Genomic DNA, 24,995 nt, shown 5'->3' with positions numbered 1-24,995 from the left:
TTGATCCCGAGGGTTTAAACCTGTTAGATATTTGCACCGGTTTAAGATTGGATGGCAAGCTTCGACGGGTTTTCTCTTTTTCACCTCAAGGATTGCGCTATCCAAAGCGGTCTCGCTCATCGCTTTTCATGAATTTACCAAATAATTTATACTAGTCAAAGAACACGTTTCGGCCATTTTTTTTAAGCTAGGCGCACGCTCGCGACTACAAGTCATATCAAAAATCCGACAGCTCTGCGTAGCGCCGCCGGTCTCGACCTAATAACTTTTTATCTTTAAAACGCATGAAATAAATAATTGGCGCAATATTCTCGACACCACCCCTCCTGCGCGGGGTAATACATTGTTGCGCTCGGTGATCTGCCCGCCGCATGCTTTTGCTTAGCAAAGCATCCCTTTTCAATTGCGGCTTCGGCGGCGTACGCTCTGGTCGTCGGACCTATGCGCATCACGATTGATCTGGCCACGACCCTCCTGCTTCACGATACCTCGGTATTGGCGGGCGCCTTTGGCATCTTGAACTCCCGTCGGAAATCCACCAAGCCAGGCGGGTTGGCGATGCTGGCCATTGCGTTCAGCGCATTGGCTGCTGGCGCCACCCTATCCTCCCTGGGTAAGCAGGCCACTCTGCCTCAATGGCTGTGGGCGCATCTTGGTCTCCTGCTCGGCACCACGGGCTACGTGCTGGTTTGGGGAGGCATACGCAGCGTGAGTGGACGGCGCGGGATCTATCGCTGGCTAATGCTTTCCGTCCCTCTGGGATGGCTCATTGTCGGGATCATCACTCAGTTTCCATTCGTCGACGCCCTGAGAGCCAGCGCTTACCATCTCACCGCCGTATACTTTCTCGCCGCCTCGGCCTTCGAACTCTGGAGAGATCGCCTCAGTGATCCGCTCCCCTCGCGGCTCCCCCTGATTGTCTGCCTGGCAACCAGTGCGGCAATCGAAGCGGCTCGTCTCATCTTTGTCGTCGGCAACATCGCTAACTCGTTCGACCTGGCCACGGCCCTTTTCCTGCAGATTTTCTGCAATTTCTTGATCGCACTTCTCGTGATAGCCCTGGTCAGTGAACGCACCGAGGCAGCACTCCTGCTCGCGGCGCAGACTGACATCCTGACCGGTGTCGGCAATCGGCGGTGGTTCCTCTCCCGTCTGCCAGCCAAGGCGCTCCCCGGTAGTGCCGTCGCCATCCTCGATCTCGATCACTTCAAGTTGATCAACGATCGTTTCGGCCACCCCGTGGGCGACCAGGTGTTGACCACCTTCGCCAGAACCGTTCAGGGTAGTCTGCGCACGAGTGATGCCTTCGCGCGATTCGGTGGCGAGGAGTTTGCGCTCTATCTGCCCAAAGTCAGCGCGGACAAGGCTGGGGAAATCGCGGAGCGGTTGCGAAAACGCGTCGAAGCCATGGCCGTCGATGCCGCCAACACGCAGGTCCAGGTCACGGTGAGCATCGGCGTCGCATGGGTCGACGCCAGCAACCAGCCCTGGGACCAATGGATTCGCGCTGCGGACAGTGCCTGCTACGCAGCAAAGCTGGCCGGCCGAAATCGCGTGGTGCGGTCTGTCTGCGACGCATCTCAACTCGAAGAGTTAAGCAATGTCTGAAACGCGAAAACCCGCGCGGCGCCAACCGAGCGGACTTTCATACTGCGTATTGTTGCGGAGGCAGGACTTGAACCCGCGACCTTCGGTGCACTCCCCCGACAAGCTTCAAACCGGCCATTGAGATTCAGCGGAACACGGAGACTGCTTCCCACGACTGCTGGCGCATTGACAGGCGTCGTGGACTCTCTCATCCTGTTTTGGGGTTATACGTGCACGACGCCGCGCACGTGTATCGTGATTACATCATTACGGATTGTGCTCTGCCCCAGGCAGCGTCGCCACGGCATCGTGAATGGTTTTTCAGACTGAATTCAGACAGGATTCATGCCGCTCCGTTAGCCTTCAGGTGTCGATGAGCAACTGCTGAGAGCTGCGTTGCCTAGCCGTCCGCCATGCTGGATCCCGAATGTAAAGACGCCTCTCTGGAGTCCTTAAACGTCCCGATTCTAGACGTCAAAAAAACCGCGCGGGATGAGCCGATCACTACTTATAGGAATTTGCCGATGCGTCCGCGTCAAGCTAGACCAACGGAGCTCGCCGAGATCGAGCAGTTGCTTACGCATTGCCCTGTGTCCGGTCGCGCTCACTCCATGGACCATATCGACTCTGTCTGGGTAGTGCCGGCAAACGCGGGCCTGCTGGCCTGCGTACAAGCGGAAATTAGGAACAGAGTCCTGCTGCTAAGCGACATGGCGATGGTGGATCGCGCCCATGCCGCCGGCCTAGGAGAATTGCTGCTCGCCGCCGTCATCCGTCACGCCCGGCTGCACGGCGCGATCGCCGCCATGCTGGCTACCAGCAACGCCGAGGAGTACTTCGTTCGGATCGGCTTCCAGCGCATTGTCAGGCTGGATCCGGCGCTGTCCGAGCTAGATCATCTGCATTACCTGCGCGCGCCGGGCTACACCGTGTTGCACGCTGCCCTTTGATGTGCACTCGTGGCACGTTTCCGTATGATGCAGTGACGCCGTCATTGCGGCATCTCGCGTGAATTGACTTCCGGCGGACCGCAGGCATCGGGCTCACCGCCCAGCAGGTGCAGCGCCGCCGCCGTCTGCGGGGCGCGCAACGGCAGCATCACGCCCTGTTCCAGCACGATCCGCTGGCCATCGCGGCTGAGGATAAAACGGATGAACTCCCTCAGTACCGGGTCGACTGAGCGACCGGCGATGCGGGCCGGCACCAGGTAGGCCACGCGCGCCAGCGGGTAGCGCGCCAGCGCAACGTCTTCGTAAGTAGCGTCCACCGCCACGCTGTCGGGTTCCTGCGCCAAGGCCACTGTCCTGATGCCGGCGACGAGGTGCCCCATGCCGGTGAAGCCGATGGCATAGGGATCCGCGGCGACCTGATCCGGCACATCCGCCTCGGTGCCCCTGACGGCGATGTCGTCGCGCCACTGCCCCCGGGCCTCGCCCACGCTCAGCACCCGCTCCTGCATCACGACGGCCCGCGCCGACGCTTCCGCGCCGCGCCACGACGCCGCGCCCACCACACGCACCGGCCGGTCGGCCCAGGCAGCCACGCCGAGGTCGCCCCAGGTGCGCACGGGCCCGTGTCCGCGCAGCCGGCTCTTCGAGAAAACGGCATCGAGCTGCTCCAGCGTCAGCGCCTTCACCGGATTGGTCTCGTTGACCACCACACCGATCGCATCGACAAAGCCGAAGTGCCGCCAGGCGCCGCCCACCACCGGGACAGGTTGCGGGGGCACGCCATGCGCACGCTGGAACGCCGCCACATCGGATGCTGTCATATCGCGCGACACCAGGGCGAAATCGCTGCCGCCATCGAGAAACTTGCGCAGCGGCGGGCTCAAAGCCCCCTGGGGCGCCAGGTACGGCGGCGGCGCATTGATGCGCACGCCGGGATGCCGCTGCTGGAACGCGCCGATCCAGCCCTGCACGAGCTTCGGCAGGATCGCCGGTACGCTGCCTTCCAGCGCTCCCCGCAATGGCTGCGCAGAACAAGGCTGGTAGACAGGAAGCGCGTCGTCCAGCCGTGGCTGCAGAAACTCGGGGCGCGGCAGCGGACGGCCCTCGCGTGCCCAGCTGGCGGCACCTGTATCACCGGCCGGCGCGGCGGTGGCAACGCCAGCCAGGATCATGGCGACAGCCGGCAACAGCCGCTGTATGAACGGGCGCAGACAGACGCCAGCGCTTTCAATGTATGCCATCGGCAACCTCCGTCGCCGCCACGCGGCTTGTCCCGGTGCCCCGGCGGCGCTGGCCCAACTGGCCGAACCACAGGTACAACACCGGCGTGATAAAGATCGTGATCATCTGCGAGAAGACCAGCCCACCGACAATCGCGATGCCCAGCGGCTGGCGCAGCTCAGCCCCCGCGCCGATCCCCAGCGCCAGCGGCACCGCGCCCACGATCGCGCAGAGCGTGGTCATCATGATCGGGCGGAAGCGCAGCAGGCAGGCTTGCCGGATGGCTTCGGCGGGCGATGCGCCGCTATTGCGCTGCGCGTCCAGCGCGAAATCAATCATCATGATGGCGTTCTTCTTCACCACGCCGATCAGGAGCAGGATGCCGATCATGGCAATGAACGTCAGTTCCAGCCCCGCCAGCCGCAAGGCGAGCAGCGCCCCCAGCGCCGCCGACGGAATGCCGAGTAGGATCGTCACCGGATGGATCCAGCTTTCATACAGCATGCCAAGCACCACATAGATCACCGCCACCGCGATGGCGATCAGCCACAGCTGGGTACGCTGTGCTTCCGCGAACAAGGCCGCCTGCCCGCCGAAGCTGCCAAAGACGCTGCTGGGCATGCCGATCTTCTGTCGGGCCGCATCGATGGCGGCGGTTGCGTCGGACAGCGACTTGCCGTTGGCGAGATCGAAGGAGAACGTAATCGCCGGCAACTGGGACTGATGCAGGACCGTCATCGTGCCCTTGCCGCGTGTGGCTGTGGCGAAGGCGCTCAGGGGCACCATGCTGTTGCCGGCGCCACGCACATAGATGCGGGACAGGTCGCTCTCGTCGCGGCGATGCTCCGGCGCCATCTCCATGATGACCTGGTAGCTGCCGTCGGTGGCATAGATGGTGGACACCTGGCGCGTGCCGTAGGCACCATACAGCGTGTTGCGCACGGCAGCCATGTCAACACCCAGCGCGGCGGCCCGGTCCCAGTCGATCGCGACTGTGACCTGCAGACCCTCCTTCTCGAAGTCGTTCTCGAGGCCCACGAAGACGTCGGATTTTTTCAGCTCCGCATGCATGCGGCCGGCCCACAGATCCAGCGCATCCGAGCCGATCGACTGCAGGATGTACTGGTAAGCGCTGGTCGATCCGCTGGAGCCGATCTTCAGACTCTGCACCGGACTGAAATTCACCTTGATGCCGGGCAGGAAGCCGGTGGCCTTGCGCAGCCGCGCGACCACTTCCTTCATCGGCGGACGCTGGCCGGGCGGCTTCAGGTCCATAGTGAAGCGGGTGGTGTCGTGGTCCACCTTGAACCACAGTGTCTCGATCGCCGGGTCCTTCTGCAGCACGGCCTGCAGTTCCCGCACCACCGCCAGCCGTCCTTCGTATGACATATCCTGGGCGGTCTTGACCTTGGCCTCGATCTGCCCGATATCCTCCTGCGGAAAGAAGCCCTTGGGGGCCAGCGCATACATCACGCCGGTCAGCACCACGGTGCCGAAGCCCACCGCGAGTACCGTCTTACGGTGGGCCAGGGCCCAGCCGAGACCGAGCTCGTAGCGCCGCGCCAGCCACGCGAAGCCAGCCTCGAACCATCGCAGCCAAGCGGGCACTTCGGTCGCGGCCGGCACATGGCGCATCGTCATGGGCACCAGGACCGGGATCAGCGTGAGGGCCACTGCGGCCGATACCAGGATGGACAGCGAAACCACGATGGCGAACTCGTGGAAAATCAGGCCCGCCGTGCCCGGCATGAAGAAGATGGGGATGAACACGGCGACCAGCGATACCGAGATCGACATCACAGTGAAGCTCACCTCGCTGGCGCCGCGTACCGCGGCGTCGTACGGCTTCATGCCTTCCTCGATATAGCGCATGATGTTCTCCAGCACCACGATCGCATCGTCGACCACCAGTCCCACCGCAATGGTCAGGCCCATTAGCGAGATGCTGTTCAGGCTCAGTCCCATCGCATACATCAGGCCGAAGGTGCCCAACAGCGACAGCGGCAGGCTGATTGCGGGAATGAACGTGGCCGACCAGTGACGCAGGAACAGCAGGATGACCATGACCACCAGCGCGATGGTCAGCAGCAGGGTCAGGTTCACATCGTGGATTGCGTGGCGGATCGACACCGAGCGATCGCCCATGACCTCGATACGCACCGAGCCCGGCAACTGGCCTTGCAGCCTGGGCAGCAGCGCCTTCACCGCATCCACGGTTTCCACGGTGTTGGCTGCGGGCTGCCGCTTGATCTGCAACAGCACCGAGTTGACGCCATTGATCTCGCTGGTGTTCTGCGCATCCTCCATGCCGTCCCGCACCCGCCCGATATCGGCCAGCCGTATCACCTGGCCCTGGCGGTTGGCGATCACGACCTTCTCGAAATCCTTGGCCCGCATCAGCGGGTTGGACATCTGTAGCATCAGCATCTGCCGCCGGTTGTCGAACTGGCCCAGCGGCACATTCGAGTTGGCCGTCTTCAGCGCCGCGCTCACCTCGATCAGCGTGAGGTCGAGCGCGGCGAGGCGGTCCGGGTCCACCTCCACGCGCACCGCATGGCGCTTGCGGCCTGTCACCAGCACCTGCGCCACGCCGTCGATGGCCGAGAGCGCCGGCACCACCAAGCTATTGATATAGGCATTCAGCTCGGCCATCGGCATGGTCGGCGAGCTCATACCCACGTTGATCACCGGGGCGTCGCCCGGATTGACCTTGCTGTACGACGGCGGGGTCGGCATGTCCGCCGGCAGCGAGCGGCTGATGCGGAACATGGCGGCCTGGACGTCGGCGGCGGCATCGTTGATATCACGCGACGCCGAGAACTCGAGCCGGATCTTGGTCTCGCCCTGGATGTTTTCCGAGGTGGTGCTGAGCAGGCCGGGAATGGCTGAGAACTCCTTCTCCAGCGGTGTGGCGACCGAAGTCGAAATATTCTCCGGGCTGGCGCCGGGCAGCTTTGCCTTGACTTCGATGATCGGCGTCTCGTACTTTGGCAGCGCCGAGATCGGCAACTGGAACCAGCAGACCAGTCCGGTGACAACCACGCTCAGCCACAGCAGCATAATCGCCACCGGGCGCTGCATCGAGAATTTCGCGATGCTCATGATGCCGCTCCGCCGGCGCCGTTGGCGTCGGCACGCCTGGCATCCTTGCCCATCACCCTGACCTTCATGCCGGCGCGCAGATTCTGGCTGCCCTCGAGCACCACGCGCTCGCCGCCAGACAGCCCTTCCACCACCGCCTGGCGATCCTGGATGTACAGCAGGGTCACCGGCTTGATGCCGACTTCGCTGGTCTCAGTCACCACATAGACGAAATGACCGGCAGGTCCTTCGATCACGGCCTGCGGCGGAAGCACGATCGCGCCCTTGCTGTATCCCGCGCCCAGCGTAACGCGGGCGAACGCACCTGGCCAAAGCGCCTGCGTCTTGTTCGGAAGACTCGCCTTCATGCTGATGGTGCCGGTATTGGCCGTGACGGTATTGTTCAGGAAGGTCACCCGGCCCTCGACCTCGCTGCCGTCGCCCGTCTGCAAACTGACCGTCAATGCGTTCCCCGCGCGCGCTGCCAGCACAGCCGCCAAGTGCCGCTCCGGGATATTGAACTCGACGCCGATGGGATCGAACTGCACCAACGTCACCAGCGGATTCGCGTTGCCCTCCTGTGCCAGCGTGCCGCGATACACCTTGACCGCACCAGCCTTGCCCGAGATCGGCGCCAGGATCCGCGTGCGCTCCACCTGCACGCGAACGCTCTCCACATCGGCAAGCGCGGCGCGGTATTGGGCCTGCAGGGCCTCGACCTTGCTGGCACTGGTTTCCACTGCTCCCGAGGAAATAAAGCGCGATTTCAGCATTTCCTTCGAGCGGCCGTAGTCGCGCAGGGCATCGTCGAGCTGGGCCTTGATCTGCGCGGCCTGCGCTTGCGAGCGGTTGAACTGTGCGGTTGAATCCGCCGCATCTAGCGTGAACAGAAGCTGGCCCGCCTCGACATCGTCACCCTCCTTGAAGTGCACGCCGCGAATAGTGCCATTGCGCTGGGGCCGGACATCGACCTGGTTGAGCGGTACCAGGTGGCCCTGCGCCAGGATCTTCACCGGCAGGTCGCGCGTCTGCACGGTGGTCAGGCTGACCAGCGGTGCGGCCTTCTCCGGCTTGGCCGCCGGGCGGAAGGCCATGAGCGCAAGCAGGTCAGGGCCATTGGCGACGCAGGCGCCGATGGCCACCGCGGCGAGCACCGCCAGCACTATCGCGCTTCGTTTTTTCAGACGGATCATGGCTTGGTGCGGATTTGATTTGAGTGGAAGTGGCCGCAAACGCGGTTGGACTCGGGAGGACATGCCTGAGGTTCGCGTTCCACCGCCGCTACGGAATAGCTGGCAACGCGGAAGCGGCCGGCCCAGTCAGCCAGGCGTTGACGCTGGCAAGCTCGGGTTCCTGCAAGTTCCCGATGGCCGCGGCCAGCTGCAATTTGCTGAACAGCACGCCGTAGCGGGCCACCACCAGATTGAAGAGGGTCTGGTAATACGCCTGCTCGGCGTTGAGCACTTCGATCACCGTGCGTACGCCCAACTGGCGGCCCAGCTTGCTGGACGCCACCGAGGTCTGCGCCGAGGCGCGCGCCTGCTCCAGCGCTCGCACGCGCGCGCTGCCGTTTACCATATCGAGGAAATACTGCTGGGCCTGCTGCTCCGCATCGCGCTGCAGGGCTTCCAGCGTGTTGGCCTGCTGGCCGGCCAGCGCATGGGCCTGCCGCAGCCGAGATTCACGCGCGCCACCGGTATAGAGCGGGATCGACAACTGCAGGCCCACCACCCCATTCAGGGTGCGGTCGCGGCCTCCCGACGAAGAAATGCTGCCATGATCGAACTGATGCCCCACCGACGCCACCAACGACAGCACCGGCGAGCTTTCCAGGCGGAAGCGGTCGATCTCCAGCCGTGCGATCTCCGCACCCTGCTGCTGCGCCTGTACCGTCAGGTTGCCAAGGCGCGCCTGCGACAGCAGTGACACCAGCGCCTCGGGCGCGACTGCCGCCTCCGACACCGCCGGCGAGATAGACCTGACCCGCGCCGGATCCAGGCTGGTGAGCGTGCGGTAGGCATTGGCCCTGACCTCCAGGTCGTTGCGCGCGGCAATGCCGGCCGCCATGATGGTGTCGAAGCGCGCCTGCGCATCGTCGCGATCGGTCACGCTTGCCAGGCCGATCTCGAACATCTTCTGCGCCTGCGCCAGTTGCTGCGCCGCGGCTTCGGACTGCGCCTTGACCAAGTTGACGTTTTCCTGGGCAATCAGCACATCGAAATACGCCTTGGCGGCGCGCAGGATCAGTTCCTGCTCGGCTGCCAGATAGCGCAACCGCGCCTGCTCGGTCTGGCGGCGAGATTGGTCGCGGGTGACGAAGGCCGCGCGGTTATAGATGGGCGCCACCACAGAAACTGCGGCGCTGTACTGCTGCCCGAAGCCGTGCTTGCTGCTGGTGGCCGCCATGCCGGAGCGATAGTCCTTATCCACTCGCTTGGCATTGCCATCCAGGCTGACTACCGGCAGCACCCCGGCGTCGCCCTGCTGCGCCTGCTCCATCCCCGCCGTCCAAGCGTCGCCGGCAGCGGCAAAGTAGGCGTCGTGCGCGCGGGCCGCGCGCCACGCGTCCAGCAGGTCTTCGGCCTGCGCGCTCGAACAAGCCAGCAGCAGCGCAAGGCGGCCGATCGTTATCAGGCGCATCCGTCAGTTCCAGTCTGAGTTCGAGTCAATTCGCGTCTCTTCTTGCCGCGTCGCGTATCCGTGCTCGTGTTCATATTCGCGGTGGATCGCTTGCTCGCGGCCACGCGCGGTTCCCTTCCGCCCATTGAGGCACAAGGCGGCAGACAGGCAGCCCGCGTGGCGCATCAGGTAGATTTCAGTTTCGGCGCAGCAGAACCCATGCCGGAGCACGGGTTCCGCCGATACTTGCCGATACTTGCCGATACTTGCCGATAACGGCCGGTACGAGCAGGACGCCACGTCAGAAGTCGACCTTCGCATTGAAGCGCAGGCTGCGCTCCATACCAGCCCCGTAGGTACCGCTGGAGACGGAGTTCCAGTAGCGCTTGTTGCTCAGGTTATCGACGCTCAACTGGAAAGCCGCCTTGCGTCCGGCGATGCGGGTGGCATAGCCGAGCCCTGCGGAGTACAGCGCGACGCCGGGAATCTGGGCCTGGTTCAGGGCGTTGACGAAACGCGGTCCGACGTAGGCAACGCCGGCATTCACCGTCAGGCCCTGCAACCAGGGCGATTTATGCACCACCGTGAGATTCCCGGTGAGCTTCGGCGTATTCTCCGGCACCAGTCCGCGCAGGGTCTGGTTGAAGTGCGGGTTCTGCTCCGCTCGCAGATACTGCCCGGCCGCATTGACCGTCCACTGCCGGTTGATATCCACGCTCACCGTCGCCTCGGCGCCCTGGAACTTGTTGGTCCCGTCGAGCCGGAAGATATTGGAAACGGGGTCCACCACCGCATTCGCGCGAGAAATATCGAACAGGGCAACGTTGCCGTGCACGCCGTTCACACTGGTACGCAAGCCGATCTCGACTTGCGTCGCGGAAGCAGGCGGCAATATCTGGTATTGGTTGACCGCACCAATCGGAGCGCTGCCAGTCTCCTCCAAACCCTTCATGTAACTCGCATAGAGCGTGGTGTGCGGCAACACGTCGTAGAGCAGGCCAACGGCGGGCGAGCGGGTCCGGCTCCTTGACGTCGTCTTGCTGCCGTTGGCATTGGTATTGGTTGCCTCATAGAAGGTTTCCCGCAAACCGACCAGGAGCTTCCACTGGCGATGCAGCTGCACGGCATCGTAGACATAGACGCCGATGTCACTGCTGCGCTGTGGCGTATACGTCAATGGCGCTGTGGGGATGCGCGGTGCCGGCAGCGGCGTCGGGTTATAGATACTCTGCTGCCCGGTGACAACGCTGACGGTGCTCGGCTGGTTGGCATCGCGCTCGCTGGAGGAAATCCCAACGGTCACGTCATGCTTGAAAATGCCCGTGGAAAAGCGGCCATCGATTTCCGTGCGGTAGAACTTGTTGACGTAGCGCTGGTCCCGCACGATGTTGGTGGTGGCAGTTCCCAACCCGGTGTCGAGATTGTAGTTGCCGATACGCGTGGTGAAGCGCGAACGGTAGGATCGCGACTGCCCCGCTTCGGCCATCAGGTTCCAGTTCTTCGCTAGCTTGTAGTCAGCGCGAAGTTGGTAGTTGTCGGTGCGCGGGCTATAGAGAGCCCAGGTACCCGACAGCAGCCGAGTCGGATCCGGCACGCGCGGTACTTGGATCACGCCGTTTACGGGCTTGAGCACGTTGATAAGTGCCTGTTCGGCAACGTCGCGCGTATAGTGCTCGTAGTCGAACTTGAGCGACAGGTCCCGGTACACCTGCCAATCGGCAGCGAGGCTGACGAATTTGCCGTTGCCGGAAGCCCCGCCGACGCCATTCTCATAGTGCGTGGCGGATGCATTGGCGCGCAAGCCGACTTGCTTGTCTTCGCCGAACCGGCGCCCGAGGTCGACGGCAGCGCCATACTGGCCGAAGGAATTGCCGGAAGTGGTCGCCGTCGCCACGTCCTTGTCGCCCGCGCGCTTGGTCACCAAGTTGACGATCCCGCCCGGGCTCGCAATACCGAACATCAGCGCATTCGCCCCCTTGAGCACTTCCACGCGCTCCTTGTTTTCCGTGGGCGAGGAGATCACGCCCGCGGTGGGCAGGCCACCGTTTAGGCGATAACTGTTGAAGAGATTGAGCTGGATTCCACGGATCTTGATGCTGTCGTTGGCTGTGCCCCGTGCATTGTTGCTGGTCACGCCCGCGACGTTCTTGACCGCTTCCGCGTAGCCGTCTTGCTTGTCCTCGATGTCCTCGCTGGACACCACGGTCTTGGTCATCGGCAGCGAACCTGCCTCGGCCGCCCCGCCACCGTCGCCGGCCGGGTCGGCGGCATTTTGCGCTACGGGGGCTTTCTTCTCGCGATCATCCGCTATCGCATCCCAAACCGGCAAGCACATGCCGGCAAAGCCAATCGCCGAGCACAGCACCGGTGTCAGCCCGGGGCGTCGCGTCTTTCTTGTTTTCATGCGTCCTGTCTCCGATTCTCCCGGCGCTTCTCGAGCGCCGCCCTGCTGGTTCGCTTGCCCCGGTACGCCGTGCCTCCCCTGGCGGCGGACGGCCGCCGGGAAGCACCCGGGTGCCGGCTTAGTTCAGTTTCAGCGCCGAGGCGACGGCCTCGGACGTGTGCGTGCGGATCGTGCCCTTGATGTCGTTGTATTGCTTCCATTGCGGGTCGGCAAGCAGGACCTTGCTACCCTTCTTCTTGACCTCGTCGCGCTGCGCGAAGGCGGATTGATCGACATACTCCATGACGAGCACCGAGCGGCCTTTCGCGCCGCCAGGCTCGCGCTCCAGGTACATGGCATAGCGCCCCATGACGCCGAAGCCCTGCTGGCTGTGCATGTTCGGCACGATGTATCGGTCGGTATAGACCTTGTACTCGGCGGGTGGCACCAGGGTATCGTAGAAGCTCACAACGTAGACCGGCTCCGCCGACGCGATCGGCTGCTTGCCCTCCTTGCGCACCACGTCCGCCCGGCGAATCCTGGCGCTGGCGCCAAGCTGCCTGCTGGCTTGTTCGTGCCATTGCGTGAATGCCTTCTCGTTGCGGAAGTCGAGCAACGTGATAGTGGAGAAGCCAGGCTTGTCCTGTCCGGGGCGCGCCGCGAGTACCTGCGCATTCGACACCAGGCGAGCGGCGCGCCAAGAGGCGAGCTGGGACAGATAGCCCTGGGGCGGCGCGGCGCCCTCGGCGTGGGTGACGGTCGCGTGTATGGACCCGGCAGCGTCCGGCTGCCCGGCGAAGGCCGGGGCAAAGCAAGGCAAAAGCACCAAGACCAACAGGCCGCGGCGAAGCGAGAATCTGGACATAGTGATAGTCTCCAGGATTTAGCGATCTAATCGAAGCCGGCTCGGACTGAGCGTCGTTGGCGCCCGCTCCAGCGCTCGGCCTACCAGGCCAGACCGGGCATGCCCCGTCCGGCGTCTTGCTCTATTTGCCCTGGGCTGCGCTCAGCACCCACATCAAGGCGGAGCCGTACAGCATCCGGCCCTCGTCCGTCAGGTCGGGAAAGCGCGTGGCGTCCATCGGAAACAGCAGGCGTCGTGCCGGCGCGATATGGTCGTTGGCCATCGAGGCGCCCTTCTCATAACCGAAGAAAGTGCCGTGTTCTGGCTGGTTGGGAATGGAAGCAATGACCTCGGCGCCCGGCGGCACGCGCGACCACGCTAACACTCCAGGCGTCTTGTAGAGCTTGAAGTTGCCTGCGGGGAAGCCGGCCGACAGCGGGTGGGCCGGGCGCAGCAGCTGCACATAGTTCTCCGGCGGATAGAGGCTTTCCTTGTGGTCGTTGACGCCATAATCCGTGTTGCGGCGGCGGCCCACCATGTGGAAGGAGTCCACGGCCTTGGCTTCCTGCACCACCAGCGGTGCGCTGATGTCCGAGTACTTGTTGCCGATCTTGTACTTGTTGGTGGACGCGGAAACGATGACCAGGTCCTTGCCCTTGGCGTGACTGTCAGGCTCCATCTGGTCAACCGCAGTGACTTCGAATCCCAGGCCGCGTAACCACGCGAGATGCGCCTGGTCAGACGCCTCGTTGGCCGGCCACGGCATGTCGAACCGGCGCACATACAGCACCTTCTTACCCTTGGCGAAACTCGCCAGCCTGGACTCGAACTGGGCGACGTCCTGCTTTGGCGCCGGCGCGTCCGGCGGGCTGACCGCCCAGCGCAGCGCCGCGTCGAACACCTTGCGACCGGCAAACCAGTCCCGGCTCTTGGGATCCTGCGCGGCCGGCCCGGTGGCATCCGTCAGCACAGAAAAGCTGTTGTCGCCCAAGAACAGGCCGACGCGGCGCGCGGGCGCGGGGGTTTCATGCGCCATCAGCGAGCCCTTCTCGTATGAGAACACCGCCGCCTTGTCCGGATCCCCTTCGAAGTACACCGAGATATCTGCGGCCAGCGTCGGCTTGCCCCAGCTCGGATCAGTTTCGCCCGCGCTGAAGGTCAGCGGCGCGAAGATGCCCTGCGGCAGTCCCGCGGCCTGGTTGATCGGCTTCGTGCCACTGACCGAGTATGCATAGTAGGCGGCATGATTGGCGTTGTGGAAGACCTTCTCGCGGACCACCGAGAAATCCTTGTGCAAGGCCTTCCCGGTCATGTCCATTTCGCCAAAGCTGTAGGCGTTCCAGGTCACCACCGGCACTGGCACGGTGCGGTAGCGGTCGCCCAGCACGCGCGCATCGACCGTCGAGGAAATAATGACCAGGTCCTTGCCCTGCGCCGCCGCGGCGCTGTCCTTGGCGCTGGCAAGCGTCACGTTCACACCGCGCGACTCAAGGTATTCCTTGATCAGACCGTCGTCGTTCGGCTGGCCCTTCTTGGCCTCGCCGACGACGAACAGCGCCGACTTGCCATTCAGGGCGGTGGGCGAAACGGGGGCGGCCGTCGCGGCCGCCGCCAGCATGACGGCCGCGCAGGCCGTCAAACGAATGATTGAGCTCTTCATGAAACACTCTCTCCCGGGGTATGGATACGTTCTATTTGTTCAGGACCAGGACTTCGGAACCGCCAGCCAGGTAAGCCCGGCCGCTCTTCCCATCCACCGCCACAGCAGTAGAGCGGGAACCCGACGAGGGCAGCTTGCTCTCCACCGACGCGGTCAACTTGGCGTTTTGCACAACGGTAAGGGCGCCGTCGGCGCTCGGCACGAACAGGCGCACAAACCGGTTCGGCGCATACTGCGCTGCGATACCGGCGTCCCCGCTGCCAATCGGGACGTAGCCCACCATCTGCCCAATGTCCGGATCAATCACCACCAGACGGCCGCTGCCGGTCGATACGTAGATGCGGCGCTCCTTGTCGTCGACGGTCAGCGCTGTGGGCTTGGTGGCCGGCCATGTAGCGATGCTGCCCCGGCTAGACAGATCCTTGGTCCTGACCACGTGCAGGACATTCCGCTCGACGTCGGCCACGAACACGTCACCGCGGGTATCCGAGCCGATGCCCCGCAGCTTGCCGCCGAGCGCGATGCTCCCGACAATATCGCCGCTCTCCGCACCGAGCACGGTCAGCTTCCCATCGCGGGCATTGGCAACGAAGACGCGTTTGGAGACCGGCTCGTACTCGAGCGCCGAGGGCTCGGTGCCAGTGGACTTCACGGTCTTGAGTACCTGCAGAGTGCTCAGGTCAAAGATGGTGATGCTGTTATCGCTCGCGCTGGCGGCGAAGCCGCGCCGCAGATCTGACGCCACCGCCACCGCAGTCGCACCGCCCTTCACCGCGACCTGCCCCACCTTCTTGTCACTGTCGATATCGACGACCTCGACTGCGCCGGCACGGGCGACATAGAGTCGGCGCGCCGCCTGGTCGACACGCAGGCCCTGGATGGCACCCTGACCATCAGTCTTGATGCTCGAGACAACGCGGTAGCCCGCCGGCTCCGCCGCTTCAGTCGGCATGGCGACGGTAACGGCCGCGGCCGCCAAAGCAAGAAGGGATCGAGTGAATCGCATAAGGGTCTCCTGGTTCTTTGATTTCGCGCGGCGCGCTTACTGGATCGGCGCGAACAGCGCCGCATGGCTGGGCGTGCGTGCCGCCAGTTCGTCGCGGATCGCTGCGGCGGCGGGAAAGAATTCCTTCTCCGTTTTGTTAGTCGCCGCTGGGTTCTTGAACACAATCACCGCCAGGCCGATGTTCTGGCCGGCCTTGTCACGCAAAGGCAGCAGGTAGGTGGATTTGCGCGGTGAGTCGTTCATTTTCCAGCGCGGGTCCAGGATGGAGTAGCCCTTGGTGATGACCAGGGAATCCACGTCTGACGACTTCTTTCCGATACGCTCCGGGAAGGAACCGGCGAACATGGTGTGCACGTCCTTGTGACCCGGCGGCTCGCCCTGCAGCGTCAGGCTCAGCAATTCCGGGTGCTTGGCCATGGTCTCGTCGACCAGGGCCTGCGCCAGCATCCTGTGCGACGGCGCCGTCCAGTTCTTGGGGGTGGCGGCGGTGCCAACGGTGCCATTGGCGGGCACAGCCTGGGCACTTGCGGTGGCGGCCGAAAAACAGAGTGCGGCACCGAAGGCGATTCTTGCTAGTGTCTCCACAATTTGCTCCCTTTCTTGGTTTACGAGTGAGGTGCGCTGTTCCCAGGTTTCGTCGCATTTCGATCCCGGGACCGCGGAACTGAATCGTCTGCGCCGCACATGAACATTCCCTGAAGAAAAACTAAATATTCTTTAATGAAAGAGTAGTTGCGTGTATCTAAAATCACTTTTATCTCGCGCATCGGGAAAACACCAAGGGAATAGAAAGGAGAAAACAACATGGGCGAGGATGAGGCACATCAGGGGGATAGCAGTGGGAACAGGAGAAGAACTCCGCGGCCGCAAGTGGGCTGCGGTTTGTACCGATGGCAGTACTAGTGCGCTTCCAGCTAGACTCCCGAAAGCAAATCGCAACATGTATTTGCAAAAACCTGAAAATTATGCAGGGCGCTTTGAAAGTAATGCGGCTATGTCACTGAACTAGGGAAGGAATCGATCAACGTGAAGGTTCTCATCGTCGAAGATCAACCGCGACTGGGCAATTTCATCAAGCTCGGCCTTGCCGAGTGCAACTACACCACCGTGTGGGCCCACAGCTGCCAGGAAGCCCGCGATGCCCTAGCGGAGACGACCTTTGACGCCATCGTCCTAGATCTTGGGCTGCCAGATGGCGATGGTCTTGAGTTACTGCGCCAGTGGCGCGAAATTGGTTTCAATGAGCCGGTGCTGGTTCTGAGTGCCAGGGATTCCGTGGATGACCGCGTCAAGGGCCTGGACCTCGGCGCCGACGACTACCTGGCGAAGCCGTTCAGTATGGAGGAGCTCCGTGCTCGCGTGCGCTCCCTGGTGCGGCGCCACTTCTGCGTCAAAAGGACAGTCCTGGAATATGAAGGACTGCATCTCGATCTGCTGAATCATAGCGTCACGCTGGATGGAAAACCGGTGAAACTGACCAGCCGGGAGTACGCTTTGCTCGAGATTTTTATGCATAACCGGGGGCGTATTCTCACTCGCACCCTGATTGCGGAGAAGATCTGGAATTCGCACCACGATGTCGACACCAACGTGATCGACGTTTATATGAGCCGCTTGCGTAACAAGCTCGAAGGCACATCCGGTAAGATCTTCTTCGAGACCGTGCGTGGCGTGGGCTACCAGTTCGCATGAGTTCCATTGGTGCTCGCATCGCGGTCTGGTATGGCGCAGCCGCCACGGCAACGCTTGCCGGCCTATTCGCTGCCGGCTACTTGCTGCTCGAGAATCACCTCCTGCACGGTCTGGATCTGCTCAATGAAGCCGAGTACCAGCAAATCGCGGTGCGCCTGGGTCCGGACTACTCTACGCTCAGCGCTCCGTTCATCGAAATGCGGATTCGCGAAACCACCGATCAAGCGCCGGCACTTTTCTATATCGATATTGACGCCCCGCAGCAAGGCGTTGTGTTTCGCTCGACCAACCTGCAGGATCAGACCATTCCGAGTGTTCCGGGGCAGTCCCGATATAGTTCAACCATCCCCGGCATAGGGGAAGTCAGGGCGGCAGACTTTTCGATGACGCCATTCACCGCCACCATAGCGACCCCCTTGCAACCTGTGCGCAACGTCATGCACAGCTATGTACAGATCTGCGCGGGCCTGCTGCTTGCCATGCTAGTCATGAGCCTTGGCATCGGACTCTGGCTCAGTAAGCTGGTGCTCGCACCGATTCGGCTGATCCGCGATACTGCCGATGGGATCCGCCAGGATAACCTCAGCAGACGCATCCCAGTAGGCGATGTCCACGATGAGATATCCGATCTGGCGCGGCTGCTCAATCAGATGTTCGACCGCATCGAAAGCGCCTTCGAGCAGGTACGGCGCTTTACCTCCGAGGCATCCCACGAACTGAAAACGCCGCTGTCCCTGATCCGCCTGAACGCCGAGCAAATGGTGCGCTCGCCCGGCATGCCGCCCGCCTTCGCCGAGGCCGTGCAGTTTCAGCTGGAGGAAGTCGCGCGCCTGACCCGCATCATCGAGGACCTGATGTTCCTGTCGCGCGCAGATGCGCAAGCCATTGCACTTGAACTCAAACCGTATGATCCGGCCGCCTTTCTCGATGGATTCAACCAGGACGCCACCGCGCTCGCGGAGCACCACGGACTGGTGTTCGAGGTCACCCACGCGGGAGCTGGCGTGGCACTATTCGAGCCGCGCTGGATGCGCCAGGTCCTGCTCAACGTGCTGGTCAACGCCATCCATGTCTCCCCGACCGGAGGCCACATCGTCCTAACCTCCACGCTGGACAATGGATCCTGGCGCTTGGGCATCAAGGACGAGGGGCCCGGCCTCGATCTCGATCAGTGCGAACATATGTTCGAGCGCTTCGTCCGCTTCGCCACGCCCGGCAAGGATGTCCCCGGGAGCGGGCTCGGCCTGGCAATCTGCCGCAGCATCATCGCATTGCACGGCGGCCGCATCTTCGCCCGGCCCAACCTGGCTGGACGTGGCTTGCGCGTCCTGATCGAAATCCCTGCCGATGCTGCTGCCTGAATCCGCCCGAGCAAGCGCCTCAGTGCCACCGATTGACAGGGGAAAGCTCGCGTGTCAGGATTTCGCCGGAACGCCGGGCAACAGCCAGCTTGATCTTGCGCAGGCTGCTGTCGTAGCCGATCACCTTAAGCAAGAGGTCCCGCACCTTCGTCTTGGTGATATGGAGGCCTTGCCCTGCGATACGCCGCTCCAGTTCTCATGGCTTGGTACGCCTGCGGTGGAGATCGGTGCGGGCAGCGCTGCCTGGGAGGCCACCGGCGGGGACATGAAGCTGGCACGCAGCCCTCTGGGTAGGTTGTCACCATGCAATGGCACCGGCAGGGCCACTCGTCATCCCCGTCACCCGAGGCGGGAGCATAGGGCCGGCACTATCCTGGCAACCCCTGCGCATAGATACCCCAGAGCCTCGCCAGATCCGCAGCGCCGTGCATCCCGCCAACATTCTTGAAGGTGGAGATCGCCCTCCCTTTCTGCCCGGCGAGCAGGTAGCCAATGCCAACGCGCAACCGGGTGTCCTGCGGGATGCTGCCGAAGCCCCCTTTCCGCAAACCCTGCTCCATCAGCGCGATTCCCTTCGGGAATTCTCCGTTGGTCACATAGGAGAAGCCGAGGTGCACGAGATCAAGCCCATCCTTGGCGGAGGCGGCCTTCGTTGCGCTATCGGGTCTTGCCAGACGCGCCCGTTCTTCATCCGCACGTGTCCGAACCAGCGCCTGCAATTGCCTGTGCTGCTCCGCTTCCTTGCCAGCCCCCATGACGCCGCTCGCAAAGCCTTTGTCGAGGATTGACCGTGCCTCCAGTGGAAAACCCGCCTGCAGTGCCAGGTTGACGGTACGGACGTAGTCCGCAGCACTGCCAAGCGTATCGGTCAAAAAGCGCAGCCGCTGTACATCCAATGCTAAGCGCTTGCCGAAATCCGGTCTGGATTGCGTCCGCTCCAGCAATTCAGCCCAGTATTCCCTGCGTGGGTGATAGGTCACCAGTTGCTCCAAGCTCCAGGAATACGCATTGCTATCCTTGAGCCGCAGATAGCAGGTGCCGAGCAGTCGCAAGCTGTCTTCCGAGGGAGCCCGTCCTGCTTTCTCGGCTGCCTGGATCTCCAGTTGCAGTTCGCGTGCTGCGTTCGGGATATCCCCCCCAAGAAAATACGCACGACCGGGCAATCGCCGCACTTCCGGATCTGTGCCGCCCGCTAGAAGATAGCGCCGCGCAAGTGCAACGGCAGCATCATAGTCCCGGGCCTGAAAGCGCGCCATCGCCGCGCTCTGGAGCTCAGCCAGCCCCGACTCCGACATAGGCCGGCCGACAGCGTTGGATGTACCACCCGCCTGCGGCCGGGAGTCGCGCGCCCTGGCCGTTTCCTGCGCGGCCGTTGCTGAAGGATAGTCTTCGGAACCCGCGCCATTGGCTGCCAAGGCCGGTGCCTGGATCAGGGCCAGCGTCAAAAAAACGGGTAGGAAACTGAAAAGGTACGTTATTTGCATGCTTATTTAAGAGCTTGCTGTAACCGCGCCTTTCAATCTCTAAGCAGCCGGATCAGCAACCTTTTGGCAATACCTGGGATTTACCCGGATACGATCTATCCGGCGATTAGCCCAAATGATGCCAGAAATAAGCAAAGCCGTGCCCAAACGCCGCTGGAACGGTTGGAACTCCCGATGCATCTGCGACAGGCGAGCCTGGTCGCTCTCTCCACGCAGACTTTGTGACACAGACTCCGACACCCTCAGTTGGCGTGGGGAGACATCACCCCTGTTGCATCGAGAGGTGTGGATTTCGCCATTGCCGCGCGATGCTCAGCATCGGCGTGCAAGCGTTCCACGGGCGGCGGTGGGGTGTCGGCCCAACCAGCAGCCGAAGGAGCATTAACGCGTTTACTCTCCACAACGCGCCCATTCCTTCAGGGCTCCAAGACAACAAGGAACGCGCTGAACCGACGGGTATCCCAGCACGAGTACGATCCACACAGAGACTTAGAAAGAACATCTCGATGTCTCCTTTTCTATCCGCTCAGCCCAATTGGAGTGATGCACAAAAAATGATGTCGCACGGTCGTGCAGGCTCATCGTGGATTGAGCTAGTTATAGCCGAGGATCGCAATCCCTCGCAGCGTCTCGTCGTCCGATCCACTGTCGCGAAACACAAGCTTGACCGCCCGGCGGGGGGCGTCGCTTCGCTTGTGAGCGGTAGTCTGTGGCTTGTCTGTCAAAGAGTCTGGGGCAACGGGCAAGCGGTCGCTGCAAGTATTGCTGGAGTCTGACGGTTCGGTCGATTGCATTTGATTTACTAAGACATTCAAGCGTTGCCCGCGGTCGTGTCGGTAGACCTCACGCTTCCCGCGGTTTGTAATCCCGGCGCGGCAGGGTCCGGCGATCTGTAGTTTTTGGTTTTTGAGTATCGCAGCTAAACACCAAACTCCCCTGCGCCTTGCATATGGAGCGCCACGCCGCAGGCAGGGAACAGGTAAATGGTGAAACAATACGATACTTGCCAGGCGCTTACTTCGCCACACCCAGTTCGCGCAGCGTACTACCCAGGCGGGCAGACTCGTTGTCAACGAACTTGCCGAATTCATCGCCCGTTAGCAAGAACGGAGCCCAGTCGTTCTTGGCAAGGGTTTCTTTCCACAAGGGGGTTTCAGTCGCCTTGACCACCGCATCCACCAGCGCCTTGCGTTGCTCTGTGGTGATGCCCGGCGCGCCGTACACGCCGCGCCAGTTGTAGATCTCCAGGCTTACGCCCTGCTCCCTCAGCGTCGGAATATCGGCTGTGCGTTCCCTGGACGTCACGGCTAGCGCGCGCATCTTGCCGCTTTTGATAAACGGCAGGAATTCGGAGACACCGGCGATGCCCACCGTCACGTGGCCGCCCAGGATCGAGGCCGAGGCTTCGCCGCCGCCCTGGAACGGCACGTAATTGATTTTCTTCGGGTCCACGCCGGATTCCTTGGCAACCAGACCCGCCAGGATGTGGTCAATTGAACCCTTGGAGCCGCCGCCCCAGCTCACGCTGCCCGGATTGGCCTTGAGCTGCGCGGTCAGGTCCTTGATCGACTTCAGCGGCGACGCGGCCGGCACCGTGATCACCATGGTGTCGGCAAACAGGCGTGCCACCGGGGTCGCGTTCTTCAGCGTGACCGGCGGCTTGTTGGTTTCGATCGCGCCCACCATCACCGCGCCGGTGACGATCATCGCGTTGGGGTTGCCTTTGTCGGTATTGACGAACTGCGCAAGACCGATGGTGCCGCCCGCGCCGCCTTTGTTGTCGTAGGAAGCCGTCTTGGCAACCCCGGCGGCAACCAGCGCCGCGCCCAAAGAACGGCCGGTCTGGTCAAAACCACCGCCAGGATTGGCGCCGATCATGAACTTCACGCTGTCGAGCGCGAAGGCGGGGGCAGCGGCCAAGGTGACGGTGATCGCGGCAGAAACCATGACGACATGGGCAAAGCGATGAAATGAATGAGGCATTGCGGTCTCCTATTTTTCTGAGGGTTGCCGGCGATCCGTTGCGGACCTGCAAAGCGGACCTGGTAAGAGCGCCGCGTGGAATACGGGCTGTGCCTCCTGTCGGAAGCACATCTTGCGTGCCGGGCTACTTGTGATGGCAGGCCGATATGGCGGCCAGCGTAGCGGGATTCTAAGCGTCGAACCTGTCTATAACCTGTCTAGAGTCTGTCGATTTGATGCTGATGGATTTGACGGCCAGGTAGCAGCTACATCGTCCAGGGCCGCAGCGAGCCTCCGCAAGATACGGATCGAAACTGCCGGCGACCGTGAATCTAGGCGATCCCCGCACATCGCCGTGTACCGCAGCAACGGTACCACGGAGGCGATCACCATCGAACGGGTAAGCGGGGCTCGCCATCGCGCCTCTTCACCACTCAAGCCACGAACTCACACCTGGAAGCCGGCGTACGCGTGTCCATATTGCGGCCCCTGTTCAGGTGGTCGTCGATCTCCGCAGCACAGCCGAGCATGCGGGGGTACAGAAAGATCGTGAACGCGGCCGTCTCCATCGCGCTCCCCGAGTACTTTCCGCTTTGGTAGGGCTGCCACAGCATCTTGAGCAGCAGCGCGGCTATCACGGCATCGATATTCACGCAGTAGACCGTGCGCGACACCCCCTCGTCGAAGAGCGTCTGCACTAGCGTGCTGTAGAACACGTGGAACACGTTGTACTCGCCGCGCTCCGCGAATAGCTTGCCGATGAATACCTCCCGCGGGTCGTGGTTCACTGGCTTGTCCTTGAACACCGGGTGGTTGACACCGGGGATCTTCTGGATGTCCAGGCTGCCCGTGTTCTTCTTGTTCGCCTTGTAGTCAGCGTAGCGCTTGACGTAGCGCTGCGCCAGCGCTTTCAGGTCGATGCCGTGGTTCGGATCGCCAGGATCCTTCAGTTCTGAATCCTTGAACTGCTCGATCAGAAATGCGATGCCCTCATAGCCGTTGCCTCCATGCGCATAACCCGAGTGCGTGAGAAAGCCCGCCAGCGCCTTGTTGAGCTGGACGCGGCCCGGGTCTTCCGGCCCGTCCGCCGACACCGCGCCCTTGGCGCCCTGGGCGGAGATCGTGCCGGGCCCGTTGCTTAGCAGCAGCCCAACCAACACCTGGAATGCATACAGATCGGCCGCACTGGGCGCGAGGCCCAGCAGCGCGACGAACACCACCTCGCTGATGGACCGCCGCGCCAGGATGTCGCTGGTTGCAATGCCGCAGAAGCTGCCGGCCTCGTGCTGGTCCGCCGGCACCGAGGCACCGATCAGCGCCCCGAACAGACGCATCCACCACGGCAGGCTCTCCGCGGTGATCCGCGACACGCGCTTGCGCATCAGCGGGCCCCAGGCCAACGTGGTCGTGATAGCCGCCAGCACCGCATCCTCCGTCACGTGGCCGGGCAGCGTTTGAAGGTAGCTGACGAACACCGACTTGGCGCCCCGGGCCTTCAGTCCTTGCAGCATGGCGCTGGCCCGGTCGTCTGGCTGGTCGGTGACGAACAAGGCTGGGTCTTCGAGCCGGATCTTGCCGATGTCGAACTCCTCGTTCATCGCATCGTCGAGACCGGCCGCCGCAAATGCGACGATCAGCATGCGCGTCAGCGCGCGCGCGCGATCCTGGGTACGCGGCCCCAGGATGCTGGCCGCCGTGGCCAGTACGCTGTTGGGCGCGTTACCATTATCGCGCGCCGCTTGCGCGCCCGCCAGGGCGGGATGACCATGCAGGTTCAACGCGGCACCAAGCGCCACGTTGATCAGGCGCTGGTCGTTGACGCCGCCGGGTTCGTGCAGCAGCGCCAGGTTCACGTTGCTCTCCAGCAGGAACTGCGCTGCATCCAGCATCGAAACGCCATGCAAACTGGTCAGCTGGGTCCTGGCATCCATCTGCGATGCACCCGAAGTGTCCTTCATGGTCTGGCGCGGCATCACGGCGCCGATCTGCTGCCTGAGCGCGGTGATCTGCTGGCCGTACGGCACGGGGGCCTCCACCACGGCGAGGTCGAGTTCGGGCGGAAGCTGCAAGCCCCGGCTTGCACTGAACCAGGGCTTGAGTTCCATCGTGCCTTCCGGCCCGAAATCGGGTTGCACGCCGTTGGCTCGCATTACCGCGGTCAACGCGGCCGGGATGTGGGCAATATTGACCACCACCGCGCCCTTGGCCGACACCACCGGATTCTGTGGCGTGAACAACGCGCTCACGCCGAACTTCTCCATGAACCAGCGCTCCTTGGATTCAGCGTCGTCGGCACCGCCAGCCATGGCGCCGGCATGGCCGACAGCGCGCGTCAGCTTGCTCTTCCAGCGGCCAACCACGCAGGCCACCACCGGTTTGGTGAAAACAGCATCGCGTTCGTAGTAACCGCCGGGTTCGCAGTACAGCACGGCAGCCTTGCTGCGGTCGTCATTGGCCAGCGCGAAGGCGAATTCGGGGGCAGCGTAGTGAATGTAGACGTCCTTGCCGCTTGAAATCAACGTGGTCGTGCCCCATCCGGCCATGCGCAGGTACTGCGCAATAGTGGTAGTAAAGCCGCCGGAGTTCGACAGGATCGCAATCGAGCCCCTGCGCAAGGTGTCGGCCGGGGCGTCCCCGCCTAGCGCGCCACCGATGCGCACCTGATTCCAGGCATCAGCAACGCCGAGACTATTGCCGCCGAAGATATCAACACCATTGAGCTGCGCCAGCGCGCGGATTTCGCGGGCGTCGTGCACCGACATCTTCTCGGTTGGAATGAAGATCTTCTTCAGGTCGGGATTGACCCGTATCAGCTCGACGACACCATCGTCGGCCGCCGAGGGCGGCAAATAGACCACGCCACAGTTGAAGCGGTGGCCCGCCTCCAAGCCTTCCCGCACATTGTTGTAGACCGGGATCGGGCCCACCGGCGTGTCGAGCACTTGCCCCTTGCGGCCCGGCGAGGTACCGAACACCACATTGCCCCCTGAGTAGGCATGGCCTACCGGCGTCACGTCGCTTGACTCGCCACCCATGATGTTAAGCACACACACGCGGTCTTCGCGTGTCGCCACTTCAGACAAGGATTGAATACCGACGAAATACTTGAAATCACCAACACCTTTGGCGCGCATGGCTGTCTCCT

16 protein-coding genes are annotated in these 24,995 nt (G+C 62.7%); 4 read left to right on the top strand and 12 right to left on the bottom strand.

Translation table 11 applies throughout. The annotated features are described in order from the left end of the window. Positions 1–441: 441 nt before the first annotated feature. Positions 442–1,608, top strand: coding sequence for a GGDEF domain-containing protein (locus tag P3W85_RS43470; RefSeq protein WP_276269370.1), 1,167 nt, complete (start codon positions 442–444; stop codon positions 1,606–1,608). 392 nt (positions 1,609–2,000) lie between these two features. Beyond that, a complete protein-coding gene (locus tag P3W85_RS43465) occupies positions 2,001–2,537 on the top strand; it encodes a GNAT family N-acetyltransferase (RefSeq protein ID WP_276269369.1) in 537 nt (178 codons plus the stop codon). Between the two features lie 41 nt (positions 2,538–2,578). On the opposite strand, the gene P3W85_RS43460 is transcribed toward P3W85_RS43465, so the two are convergent. The 9 genes from P3W85_RS43460 to P3W85_RS43420 form a co-directional block, all read right to left on the bottom strand. Beyond that, entirely contained in the window at positions 2,579–3,778 is a 1,200-nt protein-coding gene (locus P3W85_RS43460) for a PstS family phosphate ABC transporter substrate-binding protein (protein WP_276269368.1), read from the bottom strand. Then, positions 3,765–6,860, bottom strand: a complete 3,096-nt coding sequence (locus P3W85_RS43455; protein WP_276269367.1) for an efflux RND transporter permease subunit — start codon at positions 6,858–6,860, stop codon at positions 3,765–3,767. The genes P3W85_RS43460 and P3W85_RS43455 overlap by 14 nt, the downstream gene beginning before the upstream one ends. After that, positions 6,857–8,032: an efflux RND transporter periplasmic adaptor subunit gene (locus P3W85_RS43450; RefSeq protein ID WP_276269366.1), complete on the bottom strand. Its 1,176-nt coding sequence runs from the start codon at positions 8,030–8,032 to the stop codon at positions 6,857–6,859. The genes P3W85_RS43455 and P3W85_RS43450 overlap by 4 nt, the downstream gene beginning before the upstream one ends. 88 nt (positions 8,033–8,120) lie before the next feature. After that, a complete protein-coding gene (locus P3W85_RS43445; RefSeq protein WP_276269365.1) occupies positions 8,121–9,479 on the bottom strand; it encodes a TolC family outer membrane protein in 1,359 nt (452 codons plus the stop codon). A gap of 280 nt (positions 9,480–9,759) precedes the next feature. Continuing rightward, on the bottom strand, positions 9,760–11,823 hold the full coding sequence (locus P3W85_RS43440; protein WP_276269364.1) for a TonB-dependent siderophore receptor: 2,064 nt from the start codon (positions 11,821–11,823) through the stop codon (positions 9,760–9,762). Positions 11,824–11,980: 157 nt separating this feature from the next. After that, on the bottom strand, positions 11,981–12,706 hold the full coding sequence (locus tag P3W85_RS43435) for a hypothetical protein (RefSeq protein WP_276269363.1): 726 nt from the start codon (positions 12,704–12,706) through the stop codon (positions 11,981–11,983). A gap of 121 nt (positions 12,707–12,827) precedes the next feature. After that, positions 12,828–14,345: a hypothetical protein gene (locus P3W85_RS43430; protein WP_276269362.1), complete on the bottom strand. Its 1,518-nt coding sequence runs from the start codon at positions 14,343–14,345 to the stop codon at positions 12,828–12,830. Positions 14,346–14,376: 31 nt separating this feature from the next. Then, complete coding sequence (locus tag P3W85_RS43425; RefSeq protein WP_276269361.1) at positions 14,377–15,351, bottom strand: YncE family protein; 975 nt, start codon at positions 15,349–15,351, stop codon at positions 14,377–14,379. 36 nt (positions 15,352–15,387) lie between these two features. Then, a complete protein-coding gene (locus tag P3W85_RS43420) occupies positions 15,388–16,035 on the bottom strand; it encodes a hypothetical protein (protein WP_276269360.1) in 648 nt (215 codons plus the stop codon). A gap of 342 nt (positions 16,036–16,377) precedes the next feature. Between P3W85_RS43420 and P3W85_RS43415 the strand changes: the two genes are divergently transcribed. Both P3W85_RS43415 and P3W85_RS43410 read left to right on the top strand, forming a co-directional pair. Next, on the top strand, positions 16,378–17,043 hold the full coding sequence (locus tag P3W85_RS43415; RefSeq protein ID WP_276269359.1) for a response regulator transcription factor: 666 nt from the start codon (positions 16,378–16,380) through the stop codon (positions 17,041–17,043). Positions 17,044–17,123: 80 nt separating this feature from the next. Then, a complete protein-coding gene (locus P3W85_RS43410; protein WP_276269358.1) occupies positions 17,124–18,404 on the top strand; it encodes a sensor histidine kinase in 1,281 nt (426 codons plus the stop codon). A gap of 368 nt (positions 18,405–18,772) precedes the next feature. Here P3W85_RS43410 and P3W85_RS43405 read toward each other — a convergent pair whose 3' ends face one another. The 3 genes from P3W85_RS43405 to P3W85_RS43395 all read right to left on the bottom strand — a co-directional run bounded on the left by P3W85_RS43405 (position 18,773) and on the right by P3W85_RS43395 (position 24,984). Then, entirely contained in the window at positions 18,773–19,888 is a 1,116-nt protein-coding gene (locus tag P3W85_RS43405; protein WP_276269357.1) for a hypothetical protein, read from the bottom strand. A gap of 1,014 nt (positions 19,889–20,902) precedes the next feature. Next, positions 20,903–21,766 carry a Bug family tripartite tricarboxylate transporter substrate binding protein gene (locus P3W85_RS43400; RefSeq protein WP_276269372.1) on the bottom strand — a complete coding sequence of 288 codons (864 nt, stop codon included), beginning with the start codon at positions 21,764–21,766 and terminating at the stop codon, positions 20,903–20,905. 518 nt (positions 21,767–22,284) lie between these two features. Then, complete coding sequence (locus P3W85_RS43395; protein WP_276269356.1) at positions 22,285–24,984, bottom strand: CoA-binding protein; 2,700 nt, start codon at positions 24,982–24,984, stop codon at positions 22,285–22,287. Positions 24,985–24,995: the final 11 nt, after the last annotated feature.

The organism is Cupriavidus basilensis, from assembly GCF_029335485.1.
Taxonomy (GTDB): domain Bacteria; phylum Pseudomonadota; class Gammaproteobacteria; order Burkholderiales; family Burkholderiaceae; genus Cupriavidus; species Cupriavidus basilensis_E.
This window is presented reverse-complemented; position numbering and strand designations above follow the sequence as displayed.

Bases quoted from the DNA above. Each gene is read 5' to 3' on its own strand.
- P3W85_RS43470 (WP_276269370.1), top strand. From the start codon at position 442: ATGCGCATCACGATTGATCTGGCCACGACCCTCCTGCTTCACGATACC.
- P3W85_RS43465 (WP_276269369.1), top strand. From the start codon at position 2,001: ATGCTGGATCCCGAATGTAAAGACGCCTCTCTGGAGTCCTTAAACGTC.
- P3W85_RS43460 (WP_276269368.1), bottom strand. From the start codon at position 3,778: ATGGCATACATTGAAAGCGCTGGCGTCTGTCTGCGCCCGTTCATACAG.
- P3W85_RS43455 (WP_276269367.1), bottom strand. From the start codon at position 6,860: ATGAGCATCGCGAAATTCTCGATGCAGCGCCCGGTGGCGATTATGCTG.
- P3W85_RS43450 (WP_276269366.1), bottom strand. From the start codon at position 8,032: ATGATCCGTCTGAAAAAACGAAGCGCGATAGTGCTGGCGGTGCTCGCC.
- P3W85_RS43445 (WP_276269365.1), bottom strand. From the start codon at position 9,479: ATGCGCCTGATAACGATCGGCCGCCTTGCGCTGCTGCTGGCTTGTTCG.
- P3W85_RS43435 (WP_276269363.1), bottom strand. From the start codon at position 12,706: ATGTCCAGATTCTCGCTTCGCCGCGGCCTGTTGGTCTTGGTGCTTTTG.
- P3W85_RS43430 (WP_276269362.1), bottom strand. From the start codon at position 14,345: ATGAAGAGCTCAATCATTCGTTTGACGGCCTGCGCGGCCGTCATGCTG.
- P3W85_RS43425 (WP_276269361.1), bottom strand. From the start codon at position 15,351: ATGCGATTCACTCGATCCCTTCTTGCTTTGGCGGCCGCGGCCGTTACC.
- P3W85_RS43405 (WP_276269357.1), bottom strand. From the start codon at position 19,888: ATGCAAATAACGTACCTTTTCAGTTTCCTACCCGTTTTTTTGACGCTG.
- P3W85_RS43400 (WP_276269372.1), bottom strand. From the start codon at position 21,766: ATGATCGGCGCCAATCCTGGCGGTGGTTTTGACCAGACCGGCCGTTCT.
- P3W85_RS43395 (WP_276269356.1), bottom strand. From the start codon at position 24,984: ATGCGCGCCAAAGGTGTTGGTGATTTCAAGTATTTCGTCGGTATTCAA.